Annotated in this window: 11 protein-coding genes; 3 read left to right on the top strand and 8 right to left on the bottom strand. The window is 68.9% G+C overall.

Annotated features, from left to right (window positions below):
- Nucleotides 1–145: 145 nt before the first annotated feature.
- From D588_RS0106075 to D588_RS0106095, 5 genes are all read right to left on the bottom strand, one after another.
- Nucleotides 146–1,582 carry a coniferyl aldehyde dehydrogenase gene (locus tag D588_RS0106075; RefSeq protein WP_017915351.1) on the bottom strand — a complete coding sequence of 479 codons (1,437 nt, stop codon included), beginning with the start codon at nucleotides 1,580–1,582 and terminating at the stop codon, nucleotides 146–148.
- Between the two features lie 209 nt (nucleotides 1,583–1,791).
- Entirely contained in the window at nucleotides 1,792–2,481 is a 690-nt protein-coding gene (gene yjjG / locus D588_RS0106080) for a pyrimidine 5'-nucleotidase (protein WP_017915352.1), read from the bottom strand.
- Between the two features lie 122 nt (nucleotides 2,482–2,603).
- Nucleotides 2,604–4,334, bottom strand: coding sequence for a cation acetate symporter (locus D588_RS0106085; protein ID WP_017915353.1), 1,731 nt, complete (start codon nucleotides 4,332–4,334; stop codon nucleotides 2,604–2,606).
- Entirely contained in the window at nucleotides 4,331–4,648 is a 318-nt protein-coding gene (locus D588_RS0106090) for a DUF485 domain-containing protein (RefSeq protein ID WP_017915354.1), read from the bottom strand. The genes D588_RS0106085 and D588_RS0106090 overlap by 4 nt, the downstream gene beginning before the upstream one ends.
- Nucleotides 4,649–4,680: 32 nt before the next feature.
- Nucleotides 4,681–6,087, bottom strand: a complete 1,407-nt coding sequence (locus D588_RS0106095) for a DcaP family trimeric outer membrane transporter (protein WP_017915355.1) — start codon at nucleotides 6,085–6,087, stop codon at nucleotides 4,681–4,683.
- A 215-nt stretch (nucleotides 6,088–6,302) separates the two neighbouring features.
- On the opposite strand from D588_RS0106095, the gene acs reads away from it, so the two are divergent.
- The 3 genes from acs (at nucleotide 6,303) to mntP (ending at nucleotide 10,253) form a co-directional block, all read left to right on the top strand.
- A complete protein-coding gene (acs, locus tag D588_RS0106100; RefSeq protein ID WP_017915356.1) occupies nucleotides 6,303–8,246 on the top strand; it encodes an acetate--CoA ligase in 1,944 nt (647 codons plus the stop codon).
- 144 nt (nucleotides 8,247–8,390) lie between these two features.
- Nucleotides 8,391–9,056: a response regulator transcription factor gene (locus D588_RS0106105; protein WP_010342764.1), complete on the top strand. Its 666-nt coding sequence runs from the start codon at nucleotides 8,391–8,393 to the stop codon at nucleotides 9,054–9,056.
- A gap of 621 nt (nucleotides 9,057–9,677) precedes the next feature.
- Nucleotides 9,678–10,253 carry a manganese efflux pump MntP gene (gene mntP, locus D588_RS0106110; RefSeq protein WP_017915357.1) on the top strand — a complete coding sequence of 192 codons (576 nt, stop codon included), beginning with the start codon at nucleotides 9,678–9,680 and terminating at the stop codon, nucleotides 10,251–10,253.
- A gap of 98 nt (nucleotides 10,254–10,351) precedes the next feature.
- On the opposite strand, the gene D588_RS0106115 is transcribed toward mntP, so the two are convergent.
- The 3 genes from D588_RS0106115 to D588_RS0106125 all read right to left on the bottom strand — a co-directional run bounded on the left by D588_RS0106115 (nucleotide 10,352) and on the right by D588_RS0106125 (nucleotide 15,929).
- A complete protein-coding gene (locus D588_RS0106115; protein WP_232764244.1) occupies nucleotides 10,352–10,933 on the bottom strand; it encodes a 2OG-Fe(II) oxygenase in 582 nt (193 codons plus the stop codon).
- A gap of 104 nt (nucleotides 10,934–11,037) precedes the next feature.
- Nucleotides 11,038–13,752 (bottom strand): TonB-dependent receptor, encoded by a 2,715-nt coding sequence (locus tag D588_RS0106120; protein WP_017915359.1) that lies wholly within the window; start codon nucleotides 13,750–13,752, stop codon nucleotides 11,038–11,040.
- Between the two features lie 320 nt (nucleotides 13,753–14,072).
- Nucleotides 14,073–15,929 (bottom strand): sulfotransferase, encoded by a 1,857-nt coding sequence (locus D588_RS0106125; protein WP_017915360.1) that lies wholly within the window; start codon nucleotides 15,927–15,929, stop codon nucleotides 14,073–14,075.
- Between the last annotated feature and the right edge of the window lie 180 nt (nucleotides 15,930–16,109).

Here is a 16,109-nt window from a genome sequence, read left to right on the forward strand (position 1 = left end):
GCTCCAGGTCGTGGCAGGTTGTTCGAGGTGCCCTTCAGCCGCGACGCTCTACCGGTAATGCTTCTTCGCGGCTGAAGCCGCGCCTGCACGCAGGTGCCCTATCGCCACGCCATGCACCCGCATCTGGACGTCGGCTATGCCCCGCTCACCGCACCAGGAACGAGAGCATGCGCGCGATCCGCGCGTACGGCGGCTTCAGCAGGTCGCTGCCGGCGCGGCGCGACTGCCACAGGATCGGCAGCGCCTTGCTGAAGGCGTCGAAGCCGGCGCGGCCGTGGTAGGCGCCCATGCCGCTGGGGCCGATGCCGCCGAACGGCAGCGCGTTGGCGGCGAAATGCAGCAGGCTGTCGTTGACGGTGACCCCGCCGGCGATGGTGGCATGCAGGATCGTCTCGATGCGCGCGCGGTCATGGCTGAAGGGATACAGCGCCAGCGGCCGGTCGCGGCTGTTGATCTCGGCGATGGCCGCGTCCAGGGAGCGGTAGCTGCGCACCGGCAGGATCGGGCCGAAGATCTCCTCCTGCATCAGCAGCGCGTCGTCGCCCGGCTGCAGCACCAGCGTGGGCACGATCAGCCGCTCGCGCTCGGCACGCTCGCGCGCCACCGTGGCCAGTTCGATGACCTCCAGGCCGCGCGCGCGGGCATCGTCCAGGTAGCCGCGCAGGCGCCGGTACTGACCCTCGTTGACGATGCGGGTGTAGTCCTCGGCGCTGGCGAAATCGCCGTAGCGCGCCAGCACCTGCGCACGCAGCGCCTGCACCAGCGCCGCCTCGCGGCCGGCATCGATCAGCACGTAGTCCGGGGCGATGCAGGTCTGCCCGGCGTTGAACCACTTGCCGGTGGCCAGGCGCGCGGCGGCCTGCTCCAGCGGGTAGTCGGCGCAGACGATGGCCGGCGACTTGCCGCCCAGCTCCAGGGTCAGCGGGGTGAGGTTGGGCGCGGCCGCCGCCATCACCTTGCGCCCGACCGCGGTGGAGCCGGTGAACACCAGGTGGTCCAGCGGCAACGCGGCGAACGCCGACGCCACCTCGGCCCCGCCCAGCGCCACCGCCACCCGCTGCGGCGGGAATACCTCGGCCAGCAGCGACTGCAGGAACTGCGCGCTGCGCGGGGTGTGCTCGGAGGGTTTCAGGTAGACGTGGTTGCCGGCGGCGATGGCGGTGGCCAGCGGGATCAGCGCCAGGTTGACCGGGTAGTTCCACGGCGCGATCACCCCGACCACGCCGACCGGCACCGGCCGCACTTCCGCACGCGCCGGCCACAGCCGCCAGCCGGCGCCGACCCGCTGCGGGCGCATCCAGCGCTTCAGATGACGGAGCAGATGATCGATCTCGCCAAGCACGGTCATGCCGTCGGCGATCAGCGATTCGTGGCGCGAGCGGTGGCCGAAATCGGCGGCGATGGCATCGGCCATCTCCGGCAACCGCCGCTTCAGCGCCGCGCGCAGCCGCAACAGGTCCTCGCGGCGCTGCGCCCGCTCCGGCTTGGCCGACTGCCAGGCCGCGCGCAGACGCTGCAGGGTGACTGGCAAGGCGGCCAGTGGCGTGTCGGCGGAAGCGGCGTCGGCGTCGGAGATCGGCATGGGCGCACTATACGATGGCGGTCGCGGCTGTCGTGCGTGCCCGTGTGGACGGGCAGCATGCCGCCGCGATCTCGGATCCGACAGTCGGTCGCGTCGGGACTGAAGTCCCTCCCACAAGCGGCGCGCCGGCATCGCCGCGAACTGAAGTTTCCACCTGTGGGAGGGACTTCAGTCCCGACCCGATGGCGCCAGGCACGCGAGCAGATGTGCTACAGCGCCGCCGGCTCTTCCAGCAACCATGCCTGCAATTGCGCCAGCGAGGCGACCTGGTGGTGCGGCACGACGCCCTCCGGAGCGGCGGCGCCGTGCGCATTGAACCAGCAGGTGTGCAGGCCCGCGGCCAGGCCGCCGGCGATGTCCGCCTGCGGGTTGTCGCCGACCATCAGCACCTGCGCCGGCGGTGGGTCGCCGAGCTGCGCCAGCGCGTGCGCGAAGATCCCCGGGTGCGGCTTGGCCACGCCCACCACCTCGGAAATGGCGATGACTTCGAAGCGGTCGTGCAGCCCGGTACGCTGCAGGCGCGCGTTCTGCAGCGCGCCGAAGCCGTTGGTGACCAGGCCCAGGCGCGCGCGCCCACGCAAGGCGTCGAGCAGGTCCACCGCTCCGTCCAGCGGCGCACACAGCTCGGCCATCGCCGCCAGGAACGCCGTGTTCAAGGTCTCCGGCGCGGTCTGCAGGCGCTGCGCCCAGTCGGCGAAACGGCGCTGCTGCAATTGCAGCGCGGTGATCGCGCCGTTCTGGTACTGCACCCACAGCGGCCGGTTGCACGCCGTGTACTCGGCGAACTCGGCTTCGCCGAACTGCACGCCGTAGCCGGCGAACATGCGCTGCAGGCCGGCGAAGGCATCGAAGTGGAACAGGGTGTCGTCAGCGTCGAACAGGATCCAGCGGTAGCGCATGCGTTGGCACGACGAAGGCAGCGGGCGCTCATGGTAACGCCGCCTCACCGCACAGACGACGACGCCGGCCCGAAGGCCGGCGTCGCGTGCGGCGTTGGCCGCGTCCTGCTAGGCGCGCGCGCTCAGTGGCCCGACCCGCGCGAGGCGCCCAGTCCGGTCTCGGCGCGGATCTGCTGCGCCTTGAACGCGGCGCGTTCCTTGCCGGCCTGCGCGCTGCGGTCCAGCACCGAGAACAGCCAGATGCCGACGAAGCCGATGGTGACCGAGAACAGCGCCGGCGAGGTGTACGGGAACGGCGCCGAACCGGTCGGGTTGCCCAGCGTATCCACCCACACCGACGGCGACAGCACCGTCAGCACCAGCGAGGAGATCAGGCCCAGGAAACCGCCGATCACCGCACCGCGGGTGGTGCAGTTCTTCCACAGCAACGACAGGATCAGCACCGGGAAGTTGGCCGAGGCGGCGATGGCGAAGGCCAGCGACACCATGAAGGCCACGTTCTGCTTCTCGAACACGATGCCCAGCAGCACCGCGATCACGCCCAGCGCGATGGTGGTGACGCGCGACACCTTCAGCTCCGAGCCCGGGGCGGGATTGCCCTTCTTGATCACCGTGGCGTACAGGTCGTGGGACACCGCCGAGGCGCCGGACAGGGTCAGGCCGGCGACCACCGCCAGGATGGTGGCGAAGGCCACCGCGGAGATGAAGCCCATGAACACGTTGCCGCCCACCGCGTTGCCGACCAGCACCGCCGCCATGTTGGCCGCGCCCTTGCCGCCGTGGATGGTGCCGGTGGCGACGTCGGCGAACTGCGGGTTGGTCAGCACCAGGGCGATGGCGCCGAAGCCGATGATGAAGATCAGGATGTAGAAGTAGCCGATCCAGGTGGTGGCCCACAGCACCGACTTGCGCGCCTGCTTGGCGTCGGGGACGGTGAAGAAGCGCATCAGGATGTGCGGCAAGCCGGCGGTGCCGAACATCAGCGCCATGCCGAAGGAGATCGCCGAGATCGGATCCTTGACGAAGCCGCCCGGGCCCATGATCGACAGGCCGGCAGTGGCCGCCTCTTCCGGCGAGGCGCCGCCGTTGGCCGCCACCGCGGTCTTCACCCGCACGCCCTCGGCGAACAGCGCCTCGAAGCTGAAGTTGAAGTGCCACATGATCGCCACGGCCATGAAGGTCACGCCGGTCAGCAGCAGCACCGCCTTGATGATCTGCACCCAGGTGGTGGCGGTCATGCCGCCGAACAGCACGTAGACCATCATCAGCACGCCGACCAGACTCACCGCCACCCAGTAGTCCAGGCCGAACAGCAGCTTGATCAGCGCGCCGGCGCCGACCATCTGCGCGATCAGGTAGAACAGCACCACCACCAGCGTGCCGGAGGCGGCGAAGCTGCGGATCGCGGTCGGCGCGAAGCGGTAGCCGGCCACGTCGGCGAAGGTGTACTTGCCGAGGTTGCGCAGGCGCTCGGCCATCAGGAAGGTCAGGATCGGCCAGCCGACCAGGAAGCCGATCGCGTAGATCAGGCCGTCGTAGCCATTGGTCATCACCGCCGCGGTGATGCCCAGGAACGAGGCCGCCGACATGTAGTCGCCGGCGATCGCCAGGCCGTTCTGGAAGCCGGTGATGCCGCCGCCGGCGGTGTAGAAGTCCGACGCCGAGCGGGTCTTCTTCGCCGCCCACTTGGTGATCCACAGGGTGCCGGCGACGAAGAAGGCGAACATGCCGATCGCCACCCAGTTGGTCGGCTGCTTGTCGGTCTGGCCGACATCGCCGCCGGCGGCCAGGGCCGCGCCGGCCGGCAGCAGCGCGGCCAGCAGCAGCAGAAGGAAGCGCAGGTGCTTGCTCATTGGCGGGCGTCCTCGAGGATGTCGGCGGTCAGCTGGTCGTACACGGTGTTGGCGCGACGCACGTAGATCGCGGTGATGGCGATGGTAAAGACCATCACCCCGATCGCGATCGGGATGCCGATGGTGGTGACGCCGCTGCCCATCGGCTGGGCCAGGAACGCCTTGTCGAAGGCGATCAGGCCGATGAAGCCGAAATAGGCCAGCAACATCAGGACGGTCAGCGTCCAGCCCAGCGCGTTGCGCTGGCGCTTGAGCGCGTGGTACTTCGGATTGGCGTCGATCTTGGCGATCAGCGCGTCGTTGGAGAGGCTCATGAGATGGCTCCGGTAAGTGGCCGCGGCGCGGATCAGAAGCTGTACTTGGTGGTGAACTGCAGGCGGGTGATGTCGCCCGTGGCGCCGCTTTCGATCTCGCGCTTGCCGTACATCAGCTCGGCGCCGATATCGACCTTGGGCAACGGCGAGTAGAAGACGTTACCGCGGATGCTCTGCACGCTCTTGGTCACGGCCAGGCCGGTGCGCGCGGTGTCGTTGTCGTAGTCGCTGCGCGCGTAGATCAGGTTGGTGCGCAGCTTGGGCGAGAACGCGTGGCGCCAGCCGACGTAGCCGGCGACCACCCCGACCGTGTCCAGATCGCGGTCGGCGGCGTCGTACACCGCGTTCTGGGCGATGCCCAGGCCGATGTAGCGGCCGATGCCTTCGCCGCCGGTGAGCTGGTAGAACAGGCTGTCGCTGTCGCTGGCCACCCACTTGCCGCCCAGGGTCAGGCCGCCGGAGGCCTTGCTGGCATCGGCGCCGGTGGCGCGGTTGTCGACCTTCTGCTGCCCGACCACGCCGGCGACGCCAAAGCTGCCCCAGTCGCCCTTCCAGCCGTAGCGCACGGTCAGGTCCGGCAGCGCGCCGCGGTCGGAACTGGCGGTGCTGACCACGCCGGCCACGCTGCGCGTGTACAGGGTGGTTTCCGGATTCTCCAGGGCGATGCTGAAGCCGCCGTTGGTGTAGCGCAGCTGCGCCTGGCGCACGAACACCACACCGTCGGTGGGGCCGATGAAGTCGGCCGCTTCCGGCAGCGCCGCCGGATCCATGAAGTTGGACCAGGTCTGGCCGGCCAGCCAGTGGTTCCAGTACATGTAGGCGTGGCGCAGGGTGGCGCCGTAGGTATTGGTGGCGGTCTGGGTGCCCAATGCATTGCCGAAGAAATCCAGTTCCACCAGCGCACCGGCCTTGTTGCCGCCTTCGGTGACGCTGTCCACGCCGAAGTTGATCCGCGAGAACTTGGCATGCGCGTTGTAGTCGGTGCCGGACTTGGCCCCGCCCACCGGGGTCTGCCCGGGCAGGTACAGCGCGCGGCCGGTGGCGTCGTCGGCGAGCTGGCCGTCGCCGGTGCGGGTGGCCAGGAAGTCGGCCTTGATGAAGCCGCCGACCTTGAAGGTGGTGCCGGGCGTGGCCCCCGGGGTGATGGTGGTGACCTGGATCGGCGCCTTGCCAGCCGGCGGCGCCGGGGGTGGCGGCGCGGCCTGGGTCGAGCGGACCGCGGCGACCTCGGTCTGGGTCTGCGCGATCTGCCCCTGCTGCTGTTGCTGCGCGGACAGCAGTTGCTGCACCTGCCGTTCCAGTTCGGCCACGCGGGTCTCCAGCGCCTGTTCGCGCGCCGAGGGTTTGCCTTGGGCGAAGGCCGCGCCGGGCGCGACCAAGGCCACCAACAGCGCGGCCGCCAACGGGCGACGCGCCAGGGATGCGATGCGGTTGCTCATTACTCCCTCCCGAATAATGGATGGCCACACGCATGCGCACGGCCGTAGCCCAGCGTGCGCGACCGCACCGGCCGCGCCTATTGGCCATTAGTCGAACGTCGGCTGAGTTACGACCATCGTCTAAGGCCCGGCGCGTGTGCGGTTAACGCCGGATGCGGCACACTGCGCGTTGACGCGCCGCCGCATGCGGCGCCCCGTTCAATGCAGAGGGAACCATGGCCGATCTCTATCCCGTCGATCCGCAGTTCGCCGCCCGTGCGCGGGTCGACAAGACCCAGTACCAGACCCAGTACAAGGAATCGGTGGAACAGCCGGAGGCGTTCTGGGGCAAGGTGGCCGAGCGCCTGGACTGGTTCAAGAAGCCGACCCGGATCAAGGACGTCAGCTTCGCCCTGGACGATTTCCGTATCCGCTGGTTCGACGATGGCGAACTCAACGCCAGCGTCAACTGCCTGGACCGGCAGCTGGCCACCCGCGGCGACAAGACCGCGCTGCTGTTCGAGCCGGACAGCCCGGACGCGCCGTCCTACCGCGTCACCTATCGCGAGCTGTACGAGCGCGTGTGCCGGCTCGGTAACGCGCTGCGCGCGCTGGGCGTGCGCAAGGGCGACCGCGTCACCATCTACCTGCCGATGATCCCCGACGCGGCGGTGGCGATGCTGGCCTGCGCGCGCATCGGCGCGATCCACTCGGTGGTGTTCGGCGGCTTCGCGCCCAACTCGATCGCCGACCGGGTGATCGACTGCGGCAGCAAGCTGATCATCACCGCCGACGAAGGCCTGCGCGGCGGCAAGAAGATCCCGCTCAAGGCCAACGTGGACGCGGCGCTGAAGCTGCCCGGCACCACCAGCGTGGAGACCGTGCTGGTGGTACGCCACACCGGCGGCGCGGTGGACATGCAGGCCCCGCGCGACCGCTGGTTCCACGACGTGGTCGACAGCCAGCCGGCCGAATGCGAGCCCGAGCGCATGAACGCCGAGGATCCGCTGTTCATCCTCTATACCTCCGGCTCCACCGGCAAGCCCAAGGGCGTGCTGCATACCACCGCCGGCTACCTGCTGTACGCGGCCTACACCCACGAGACCGTGTTCGACCTGCGCGAGGACGACATCTACTGGTGCACCGCCGATGTCGGCTGGGTCACCGGCCACAGCTACATCGTCTACGGGCCGCTGGCCAACGGCGCCACCGCGCTGATGTTCGAGGGCGTGCCCAACTACCCGAGCGTGTCGCGCTTCTGGGAGGTCATCGACAAGCACCAGGTGACGATCTTCTACACCGCCCCGACCGCGATCCGCGCGCTGATGCGCGAGGGCGAGGCGCCGGTGAAGAAGACCTCGCGCAAGAGCTTGCGCCTGCTCGGCAGCGTCGGCGAGCCGATCAATCCCGAAGCCTGGCGCTGGTACTACGACGTGGTCGGCGACGGCCGCTGCCCGATCGTGGACACCTGGTGGCAGACCGAGACCGGCGGCATCCTGATCACCCCGCTGGCCGGCGCCATCGACCTCAAGCCCGGCTCGGCGACGCTGCCGTTCTTCGGCGTGCAGCCGGCGCTGGTCAGCGCCGACGGCGAGATTCTGGAAGGCGCCACCGAGGGCAACCTGGTGCTGCGCGATTCCTGGCCGGGGCAGATGCGCACCGTCTATGGCGACCACCAGCGCTTCATCGACACCTATTTCCGCACCTACCCGGGCAGCTATTTCACCGGCGACGGCTGCCGCCGCGATGCCGACGGTTACTACTGGATCACCGGCCGCGTCGACGACGTCATCAACGTCTCCGGCCACCGCATCGGCACCGCCGAAGTGGAGAGCGCGCTGGTTTCCCACCCCAAGGTCGCCGAAGCGGCGGTGGTCGGCTTCCCGCACGACATCAAGGGCCAAGGCATCTACGCCTACGTGACCCTGGTCGCCGAAGAGCAACCGAGCGAGGCCCTGCACAAGGAACTGGTGGCCTGGGTACGCAAGGAGATCGGCCCGATCGCCGCCCCCGACCACCTGCAGTGGGCGCCGGGCCTGCCCAAGACCCGCTCGGGCAAGATCATGCGCCGCATCCTGCGCAAGATCGCCGAGAACGCCCCCGACCAGCTCGGCGACACCTCGACCCTGGCCGATCCGTCGGTGGTGGATTCGTTGGTGAACGAACGACTCACGCGCTGACGCGCTACGCGCGTCGGGAATGGGGAGTCGAGAATGGGGAATGGGAAAAGCCATTCCCTGGTCGCTTCGAGATCTTAGGCACGCGACATTCCGCTTTTGCCGTTCCCATTCCCCGTTCCCGTTTCTCCATTCCCGGCCTCCCCCATGCCCACCCTGCTGATCGCCGACGACCATCCCCTGTTCCGCGAGGCGCTGCGTGGGGCGGTGCAGCGGGTGATGCCCGGGGTGCAGTTGTACGAGGCCGACAGCGTCGAGGCGTTGTACGCGCTGGCCGATCGCCATGCCGATGCCGATCTGCTGCTGATGGATCTCAACATGCCCGGCGCGCAAGGCTTCAGCGCGCTGGTGCACATGCGCGCGCTGCATCCGCAGTTGCCGGTGGTGGTGGTGTCCGCGCGCGAGGAGCCGACGGTGATGCGGCGCGCGCTGGACCACGGCGCGTTCGGCTTCATCCCCAAGTCGGCCGACTCGGACACCATCGGCCTGGCCCTGGGCACGGTGCTGGACGGCGAGCACTGGGCGCCGCCGGAAGCGCACAACGTGCCGCCCACCGACCGCGCCGAACGCGAGGTCGGGCAGCGCCTGCGCGAACTGACGCCGCAGCAGTTCCGGGTGCTGCAGATGCTCGGCGCCGGCAGCCTCAACAAGCAGATCGCCTACGACCTGGGCGTGTCCGAAGCCACCATCAAGGCGCACGTCACCGCGATCCTGCGCAAGCTCGGCGTCACCAACCGCACCCAGGCGGTGCTGCTGGCCGGCAAGCTGGCCATCGACAGCGACGCCATCGTGCTGCCGCCGGAAGAGGACTGAGCCGCGGCAACGCCTGTCGAAGGCGCGAGCGGAGCGGATGCGGCGCGTGCGCGTCCGCTGCCCGTGCCTACACGGCGCGCTGGCTACCTCCTTGTGGGAGGGACTTCAGTCCCGACGCGCCGAACGCTGAGCGCCATTCGCTGCCTTGGGCGCGGCGGAAGCCACCCCACGCAGCGGCGATGCATCGGTAGCTGCATGTGGGGAACAGCGGACACATCCGTGGCGCTGTCCTGAAGGAGCGCGCACCTTCGCCCGCTCACGCTTTACTGCCGAGCGCCACCACAGGCAACGGCATGGGTGCAGAGGCGAGCATCCTCGACGTCTCCAGCGCGCTGCCGTACCGTCGCAGAGCCATCGCCGATATAGCCGCAGCTATCAAGATAAGCTGCAGGTTCGCGTGCGTTCCAGGGATGTTCGACGCAGTTGGGCGCTGTTAGACTGCGCGTCCCCTTGGGGAGTAGCCTGCTGTCCGCCCTGCGCGGACAGCGCCCGTATCAACAGACTCGGCCGATGCGCCGTGGTGCGGGCAGCCAGTTCGGTTGGCGAGACCAGCGGCGAGTGCGCAAGGCGAAGGCCGGGCGCGCGCGCTCGTCGTTGTCGCCTGTCCCGGTACGGTCCCCCATGTCGTTTCTTTCGATTCTCCTGCTCGGCATCGCGATGTCGACCGACGCCTTCGCCGCCGCGGTCGGCAAGGGCGCGGCGATGCAACGCCCGCGTTGGGCCGACGCACTGCGTGCCGGCCTGATCTTCGGCTGCATCGAGGCACTGACCCCGGCACTGGGCTGGGTGCTCGGCCAGGCCGCGTCCAAGTACGTGGTCGCCTTCGACCACTGGATCGCCTTCGGCCTGCTCGGCGCACTGGGCGTGCACATGATCGTCGCCGGCCTCAAGCCGGAGTCCGACACGCCCGAGGAGGCCGCGCCCAAGCGCCACGGCTTCTGGAACCTGGCCGCCACCGGCTTTGCCACCAGCATCGACGCGATGGCGGTGGGCGTCGGCCTGGCTTTCCTCGACGTGAACATCGTCGAGGTCGCGGCGATCATCGGCCTGTGCACGCTGACCATGGTCACCCTGGGCATCATGCTCGGCCGCGCGCTCGGCGCGCTCGCCGGCAAGCGCGCGGAGATCGTCGGCGGCGCTCTGCTGATCGCGATCGGCTGCACCATCCTGTTCGAGCATCTGCATGGTGCAGGTTGATCGACGGGCGCTGGTGCGGCCGGGATTGGGGATTGGGGATTCGGGATTGGGGATGTGCGGCGACGTGCGCGCCCATCCCACACTGACGGCGCCTTGGATCAAGCCGGCTTGGCGGTGAATTCGAGATAGGTGGACAGGATGTACTTGTCGCCGCTGCGCGGCGGCAGGCCGGCATGCAGGAACATCCAGTAGGGCGGGAAGACCAGCAGGCGACCGGCGCGCGGCGCGATCTCCAGGTCCAGGTCGAGGAAGCGGGTGTGTCCTCCCTCGGCCACGTCGTTGAGATACCACAGGAACACCAAGTAGCGCCCGGTCTCCGCATCGCAGGCGTCGAAGTGCGGCTGGAAGCGTTCGCCGGCATCGGCGCGGTAACGCTTGATCCGCAGGTCGGCCAGGCGCGGCCGCCACGGCACCTCGGCGGTCAGCCCGAGATCGGCGTTGTAGCGGACCAGCGCCGCACGCACCTGCTCGATGAAGAAGCCCTGGAATGCGGGATCGGCAAGACGGCTGACGTTAAGTTCGGTCCAGGCGCTGTCGTCCAGCCCGGCGCGCTGGCCGGCACCATTGCGGTTGTGCTGGGCGGTGCTGTGTTCGAACTGCGCGATCAGTTGCGCGCAGAAGCCCGGCTCCAGCGCCGCATCGTAGACGCGAACGTAGTGACGCAGGTCGAGATGGTTCATGTGCATCGGCACGCTGCCCCTACAGCAGAACGGCGCGCCCGGAATGGACGCGCCGTGTCGTACGCTCCGGCGCCGCCCGCATAGGCAGACGGCGCCGTTTCCACTCAGAAGCGGTAGGTGGCCCGCATCCAGTAGTAGCGGCCGAGCGTGTCGTAGGTGCTCACGTCGGTGTTCGCGTTCAACACGTTGTTCTGGTACATGACAGGCGGCTGCTTGTTGGTCAGGTTGTCCACGCCCAGGTCCAGGCGCAGGTTGGCGCCGGTCATGTCGTAGCCCACCTGCAGCGAGTGATACATGTAGCTGCCGTAGTCCAGCACCACGCCCTTGAACACGCCGTCTGCGGACATGTATTGCGTGGGGTCGCCACTGCCGACCTGCACCTTGCCGATCCAGCGCGTGGTCCAGCTCGCATCCCAGTTGCCCAGCTTCCAGCCGACCAGGGCGTGCGCGCGCCAGTGCGTGTAGTTGCCGTAGGACGCGTTGTAGCGGCCGGCCATGTGCACCACCGTGTCACCGGTGTCGATGTCGTATCGGTGCAGGTAGGTGCTGTCCACGGCCAGGGTGAACTTGCCGTAGTCGGTGTCGGGCAGCGCATAGCTCGCGCCCAGGTCGATGCCCTGGGTGTTGAGCTTGCCGATGTTGACCACCGGCGTCTGGATGTAGTCGATGTTGCCGGCGCTGACGGTGCCCGCGGCGTAGCGGTGGATGTAGCTGCAGTACGGGCTGTTGTTGTCGTTGTAGCAGAGATCGGCCACGGTCTGCGCGGAGATCGACTGGATCAGGTCGTTGAGCTTGACCTTCCACCAGTCGAGGTTGACCGACAGGCCCGGGACGTACTCGGGGCTGTAGACCAGGCCGTAGTCGAAGGAGGTGCCCTTCTCCGGCTTGAGCTGATAGCCGACGTAGCTGGATCCGGACACGATGCCGTTGGTCTGCGACAGGCCCGAACCGGTCCAGCCGGCCGGCACGCCGGCGCAGGCATTGTCATGGCCGCTGCCGCTGTAGCCGATGCACGGGTCGACGAAGTTCGGCGAGTCGGCGGTCGGACCCTGGTAGATATCGGTGATAGTCGGCGCGCGGAAGACCTGCGCCGCGGTGCCACGCAGCAGCAGGTCATGGATCGGCCGCCACTCCACTTGGAAGGAAGCGCTATTGTTACTGGAACGCACGTTGCTGTAGTCGGAGAAGCGGTCGCTGAGAGTCAGGTTGAGCGCGCCGATCGGCGACGACTGTTCCAGTACCGGCATGAACAGCTGCGCATAGGCTTCCTTCACGTTGAAGCTGCCGCTGAGCGGCGAGCCGCAGGCTTCCGAAGAGACCTCGCAGGTCAGGCCGCTGTTGATCAGCGCATTGCTGGACACGGCCGCGCCCAGACTTTCCTTGCGATACAGCGCGCCGACCGCCAACTGCGCGGCGCCGGCCGGCATGTCCCATAGGCTACCGTTGGCGCTGGCCTCCCACTGCCGCATGATGGTGGTGGTTTCCTGGCGCGGGACCGACGCGTTGCTCTGCAGCCAGGCGACGGTGTTGGCACTGCCCTGGTCGAAGATGTTGACCTGACCGCTGTCGATCGCGCTCTGCAGCGCGGGGTCATCGACGTAGCCGTGGCTCCAGGTCCGCTGGCGGTAGTGGCCGTAGTTGAAGTTGGCATCCCAGACCCAGCTGCTGTCGCCGATGCCGCCCTTCAGGCCGATCACGTCCTGGTCGGTGGCGGTGTCGTAGAAGCCTTCCCGCTGGCCGAGCGCGGTGAAGCGCGTGCGCAGCTCATAGCCGTTGGGGCCGAACTCCACGCCGAACGGGTTGTATGGGTTGTTGGCGGCGATGGTGATGCCGTCGTTCTGCGCGTCGAACGGCAGCGGCGCGATCGCGAAGTTGGACATGGTGTGATTGTGGTAGGCGTTGACGTACGCCTGCATCGAGTCGGTGATGTTGAAGCTGCCGAGCACGAAGCCGCCGACGCGCTGCTGCGGCGTCAGCAACAGGTTCTCCGCCTGGTAGTTGTAGGAATCGGCCGAGGAGCTATAGCACTTGTAGCCGCCGCTGCCGTTGCCGGTCAGCGCGCCTGCGTCGGGATCGCAGCCGTTGGCCGCCAGCGTGGTCTTGGGCAGCTTGTAGTAGCCGCTGGGCGTGCGGCTGGAACCGCCCTTGTAGACGCTGCCGCTGGACAGGTACATCGCGTACTTGGAGAACGCGCGATTGGCGCTGGAGACGTCCTTCTGCTTGTTGTAGTCCAGGCCGACCACGACGTTGCCGCGGTCCCAGGTCTTGCCGAAGGTGAAGCTGCCGCCCTGGCGCGCACCGTCGCCACGGCTGGTCTGGCCGTAGTTGGCCGAGACTTCGCCGCCTTCGAAATTCTTGCGCAGGATGAAGTTGACCACGCCGCCGATCGCGTCGGAGCCGTACATCGCCGAGGCGCCGACTTTCAGCACTTCGACGTGATCGATCATGTTGGCCGGGATCGCGTTGACGTCGTTGTTCTGGATCCGGTGGCCGTCGATCAGGATCAGCGTGCGCTGGTCGCCGAGGCCGCGCAGGGAGATGGTCGAGGCGCCGTCGCCGCCGCCGTTGTTGACCTGCGGGTTGGTCGCGGCGCCGGCGATGCCGGGCAGCGCCTGCAGCAGGTCGCCCAGGGTCTGCTTGCCGCTCTGCTGGATCTGCTGGCGATCGACCACGGCGACCGGGCTGGCGGTCTCCACATCCACGCGGCGCACCAGCGAACCGGTGACGGTGAGCTTGTCCAGGGTCACCGGCGCGTCGCCGGACGCGGACGCCGCCGGCGTGGCGCTCTGTGCATAGAGCGTGGCGGGAAGCGTCGCCATGGCCAGGCAAACGGCGTGAGCGAGTCTGTTCTTTGCTACGGACATCGGGAAGACCTCATGTGATGTGCGACAAGCGCCGGCTGCACGCAGGCGCGAACCATCCCGGGCGCGGAAACGCGCGGCGGGTGAAATGGATGCCTCGGGCCAGCGGTCCATTACAGGACCGTCAGGCACTTGTTAGTTTTTTATAAGAAGGGTGTTGTTTCGGTGTGCCGGTGTGCGGCAGTCCCTGACAAAAACACCGCTTCAACCGCGGTACAGCGCGCGCGGCATTTCGCCGTTCAACCCGCAGACGGGAACAGTTCAGACAAGCAGCACGCTCAGTCGACGCGGTAGTCCCAGCGTCGCAGGAACGGCTGCAGCACCGGCAGTACCGGTGCGAAGGCGTCGCGATAGGCGTGCCAGCGGTCCAGGGCCTTGCGGTTGATGCCCTCCACCACCTGCGCGTAGCTCGGCGTGCTGATGAAGCCCTTGGCGCGCGCGTGGCGCTGGAAGTCCAGCAGCCGCTCCGGCTGCTGCAGCTGCAGGAACTGCCCCAGACGCGCCACCTGCGCCTGCGGATCGGCCACCAGGTCCTCGTAACGCAACTCCAGCGTGCGTGGCTGCAGCAGGGCGGCGTGGTAGAGCCAGAACTCCATCGCGTCGGCATAGCCGCGCGCCAGCCGCGGCAGGCTGGCACACAGCAGGGCGAATGCCGGCGAGCGGAACGCCTGCATGTAGCAGCTCAGCAGCACGTCGCAGGGATGGCGCAGCGCCAGGATCACCGGCGCCTCCGGGAACAGGCGCCGGATCAGCGGCAGGCGCAGCAGGTTCAACGGGTTCTTGTCGACCAGGCGCTGGCCCGGCTGCAGCTGCACCACCCCGCGCACCGCCTGCCAGTACTCGGCGCGCAGCGCGTCACAGGCGGCATCGTCGAGCTCGCCCAGTCCGTCCGGCCAGGCCACGCCGCGCGCCTCCAGGCGGTCGGCCAGTCCCTGCAGGAACGGCCGCTCGTCCATCGCCATCAACTGCGGGTGGGCGTCGAGCATCTGTTCCAGCAAGGTGGTACCCGAGCGCGGGAAGCCGACCACGAAGATCGGCGAGTCGGCCATGGCCGGCGCGGTCACCGGCCGCGCCGCGGCATGGCGTGCCGGATCCCAGCGGGCCTGCGCGACCGGCAATGGCGGTGCGTCCGCCGCCGCCAGCTCCGGTACCAGCGCGGCCAGGCCCTCGACCTGGCCGGCATGGCCCTGCGCGCAGGCATGCAGCGCTTCGTCGTGAAGGCCGAGGCGGTCGCAGACCCGCGCCAGGGCGAAGAACAGGTTGCTCTGTTTGCGCCGGTCGACCGCACTGCCATCGGCCAACAGCCCGCGCAGCAGCGCATGCGCCTGCTGCCAGTGGCCCTCGCGCATGGCCAGCACCGCCAGCGCATTGCTGGCGTCCTGGCGCACGTCCGGGTCGTCGATGCGCTCCGGCGGCGGCAGCTGCGCGGCGGCCTCGCGCGCCTGCGGCAGGCGGTTGGCGCGCTCGAGCACCAGCACCAGCCGCGACCAGGCCCGCGCCGGCTGCGCCATTGGCCCCTTGGCACAGGCGCCCAGCAGGGCGCAGGCGGTGTCGGTCTCGCCGCCCTGCGACAACAGCCAGGCCAGTTCCACGGTGGTGTCCGGATCCAGCGGCGGCCACTGCCGCCAGTCGGCGATCAGCGCCTGCACGCGCTGGAAGTCGCCGCACTCATGGCAGGCCATCGCCGCGTGCACGCACAGCGGCGGCGCCTGCGGCGCCAGCGCGTGGGCATCGAGCAGGTGTTCGCGGGCCGCGGCGTAATCGCCGGCGTCCATCGCCAGCAGGCCGAGGTTGTGGTGCGGCAGCGGATCGTCCGGCGCCAGCGCGCGGGCGCGCAGATAGGCCTCGGCGGCCGGGCCGGGTTCGCCGGCTTCGCGCAGCGCCGTGCCCAGGTTGTTCCAGTGCGCCACCTCGTGCGGCTCGCGCTCGGCCAGCGTGCGGTACACCGCGGCGGCCGGCGCCGGCTGGCCCTGCATCTGCAGGCTCATCGCCAGCAGACTGCTGGCCAGGACATCGTCGGGGCGCTGCCGCAGGTAGGCGCGGGCACCGCGTTCGAGGGTCTGCGCCTGGCCGGCCTCCAGCGCCGCCAGCAGGTCCGGGAGCGGGGGGATCGCGGTGTCGTCCAGGGAGGTCATGCGCAGGCGGGTCGTGGGCGGTCCTCCACCTTAGCCGCCCGCCCGCGCCGTGCGCCACGCCGGTCGCGCCGACGGCTGCCACATAACCCATACATTGCCGTTACGAAGGCGCGCGACCGCTCCTAGATCGGATCGTGGTAGGCGGTGAGGAAGGCGCGCAGCGAGGCCGGCTTTACCGGC

Origin of the sequence: Xanthomonas sp. SHU 308 (genome assembly GCF_000364645.1) — a bacterium.
GTDB classification, from domain to species: domain Bacteria; phylum Pseudomonadota; class Gammaproteobacteria; order Xanthomonadales; family Xanthomonadaceae; genus Xanthomonas_A; species Xanthomonas_A sontii.

Excerpts from the sequence above, each read along its gene's own strand:
- yjjG (WP_017915352.1), bottom strand. The coding sequence starts at position 2,481 with ATGCGCTACCGCTGGATCCTGTTCGACGCTGACGACACCCTGTTCCAC.
- D588_RS0106075 (WP_017915351.1), bottom strand. The coding sequence starts at position 1,582 with ATGCCGATCTCCGACGCCGACGCCGCTTCCGCCGACACGCCACTGGCC.
- mntP (WP_017915357.1), top strand. The coding sequence starts at position 9,678 with ATGTCGTTTCTTTCGATTCTCCTGCTCGGCATCGCGATGTCGACCGAC.
- D588_RS0106090 (WP_017915354.1), bottom strand. The coding sequence starts at position 4,648 with ATGAGCCTCTCCAACGACGCGCTGATCGCCAAGATCGACGCCAATCCG.
- acs (WP_017915356.1), top strand. The coding sequence starts at position 6,303 with ATGGCCGATCTCTATCCCGTCGATCCGCAGTTCGCCGCCCGTGCGCGG.
- D588_RS0106120 (WP_017915359.1), bottom strand. The coding sequence starts at position 13,752 with ATGGCGACGCTTCCCGCCACGCTCTATGCACAGAGCGCCACGCCGGCG.
- D588_RS0106125 (WP_017915360.1), bottom strand. The coding sequence starts at position 15,929 with ATGACCTCCCTGGACGACACCGCGATCCCCCCGCTCCCGGACCTGCTG.
- D588_RS0106105 (WP_010342764.1), top strand. The coding sequence starts at position 8,391 with ATGCCCACCCTGCTGATCGCCGACGACCATCCCCTGTTCCGCGAGGCG.
- D588_RS0106115 (WP_232764244.1), bottom strand. The coding sequence starts at position 10,933 with ATGAACCATCTCGACCTGCGTCACTACGTTCGCGTCTACGATGCGGCG.
- D588_RS0106085 (WP_017915353.1), bottom strand. The coding sequence starts at position 4,334 with ATGAGCAAGCACCTGCGCTTCCTTCTGCTGCTGCTGGCCGCGCTGCTG.
- D588_RS0106095 (WP_017915355.1), bottom strand. The coding sequence starts at position 6,087 with ATGAGCAACCGCATCGCATCCCTGGCGCGTCGCCCGTTGGCGGCCGCG.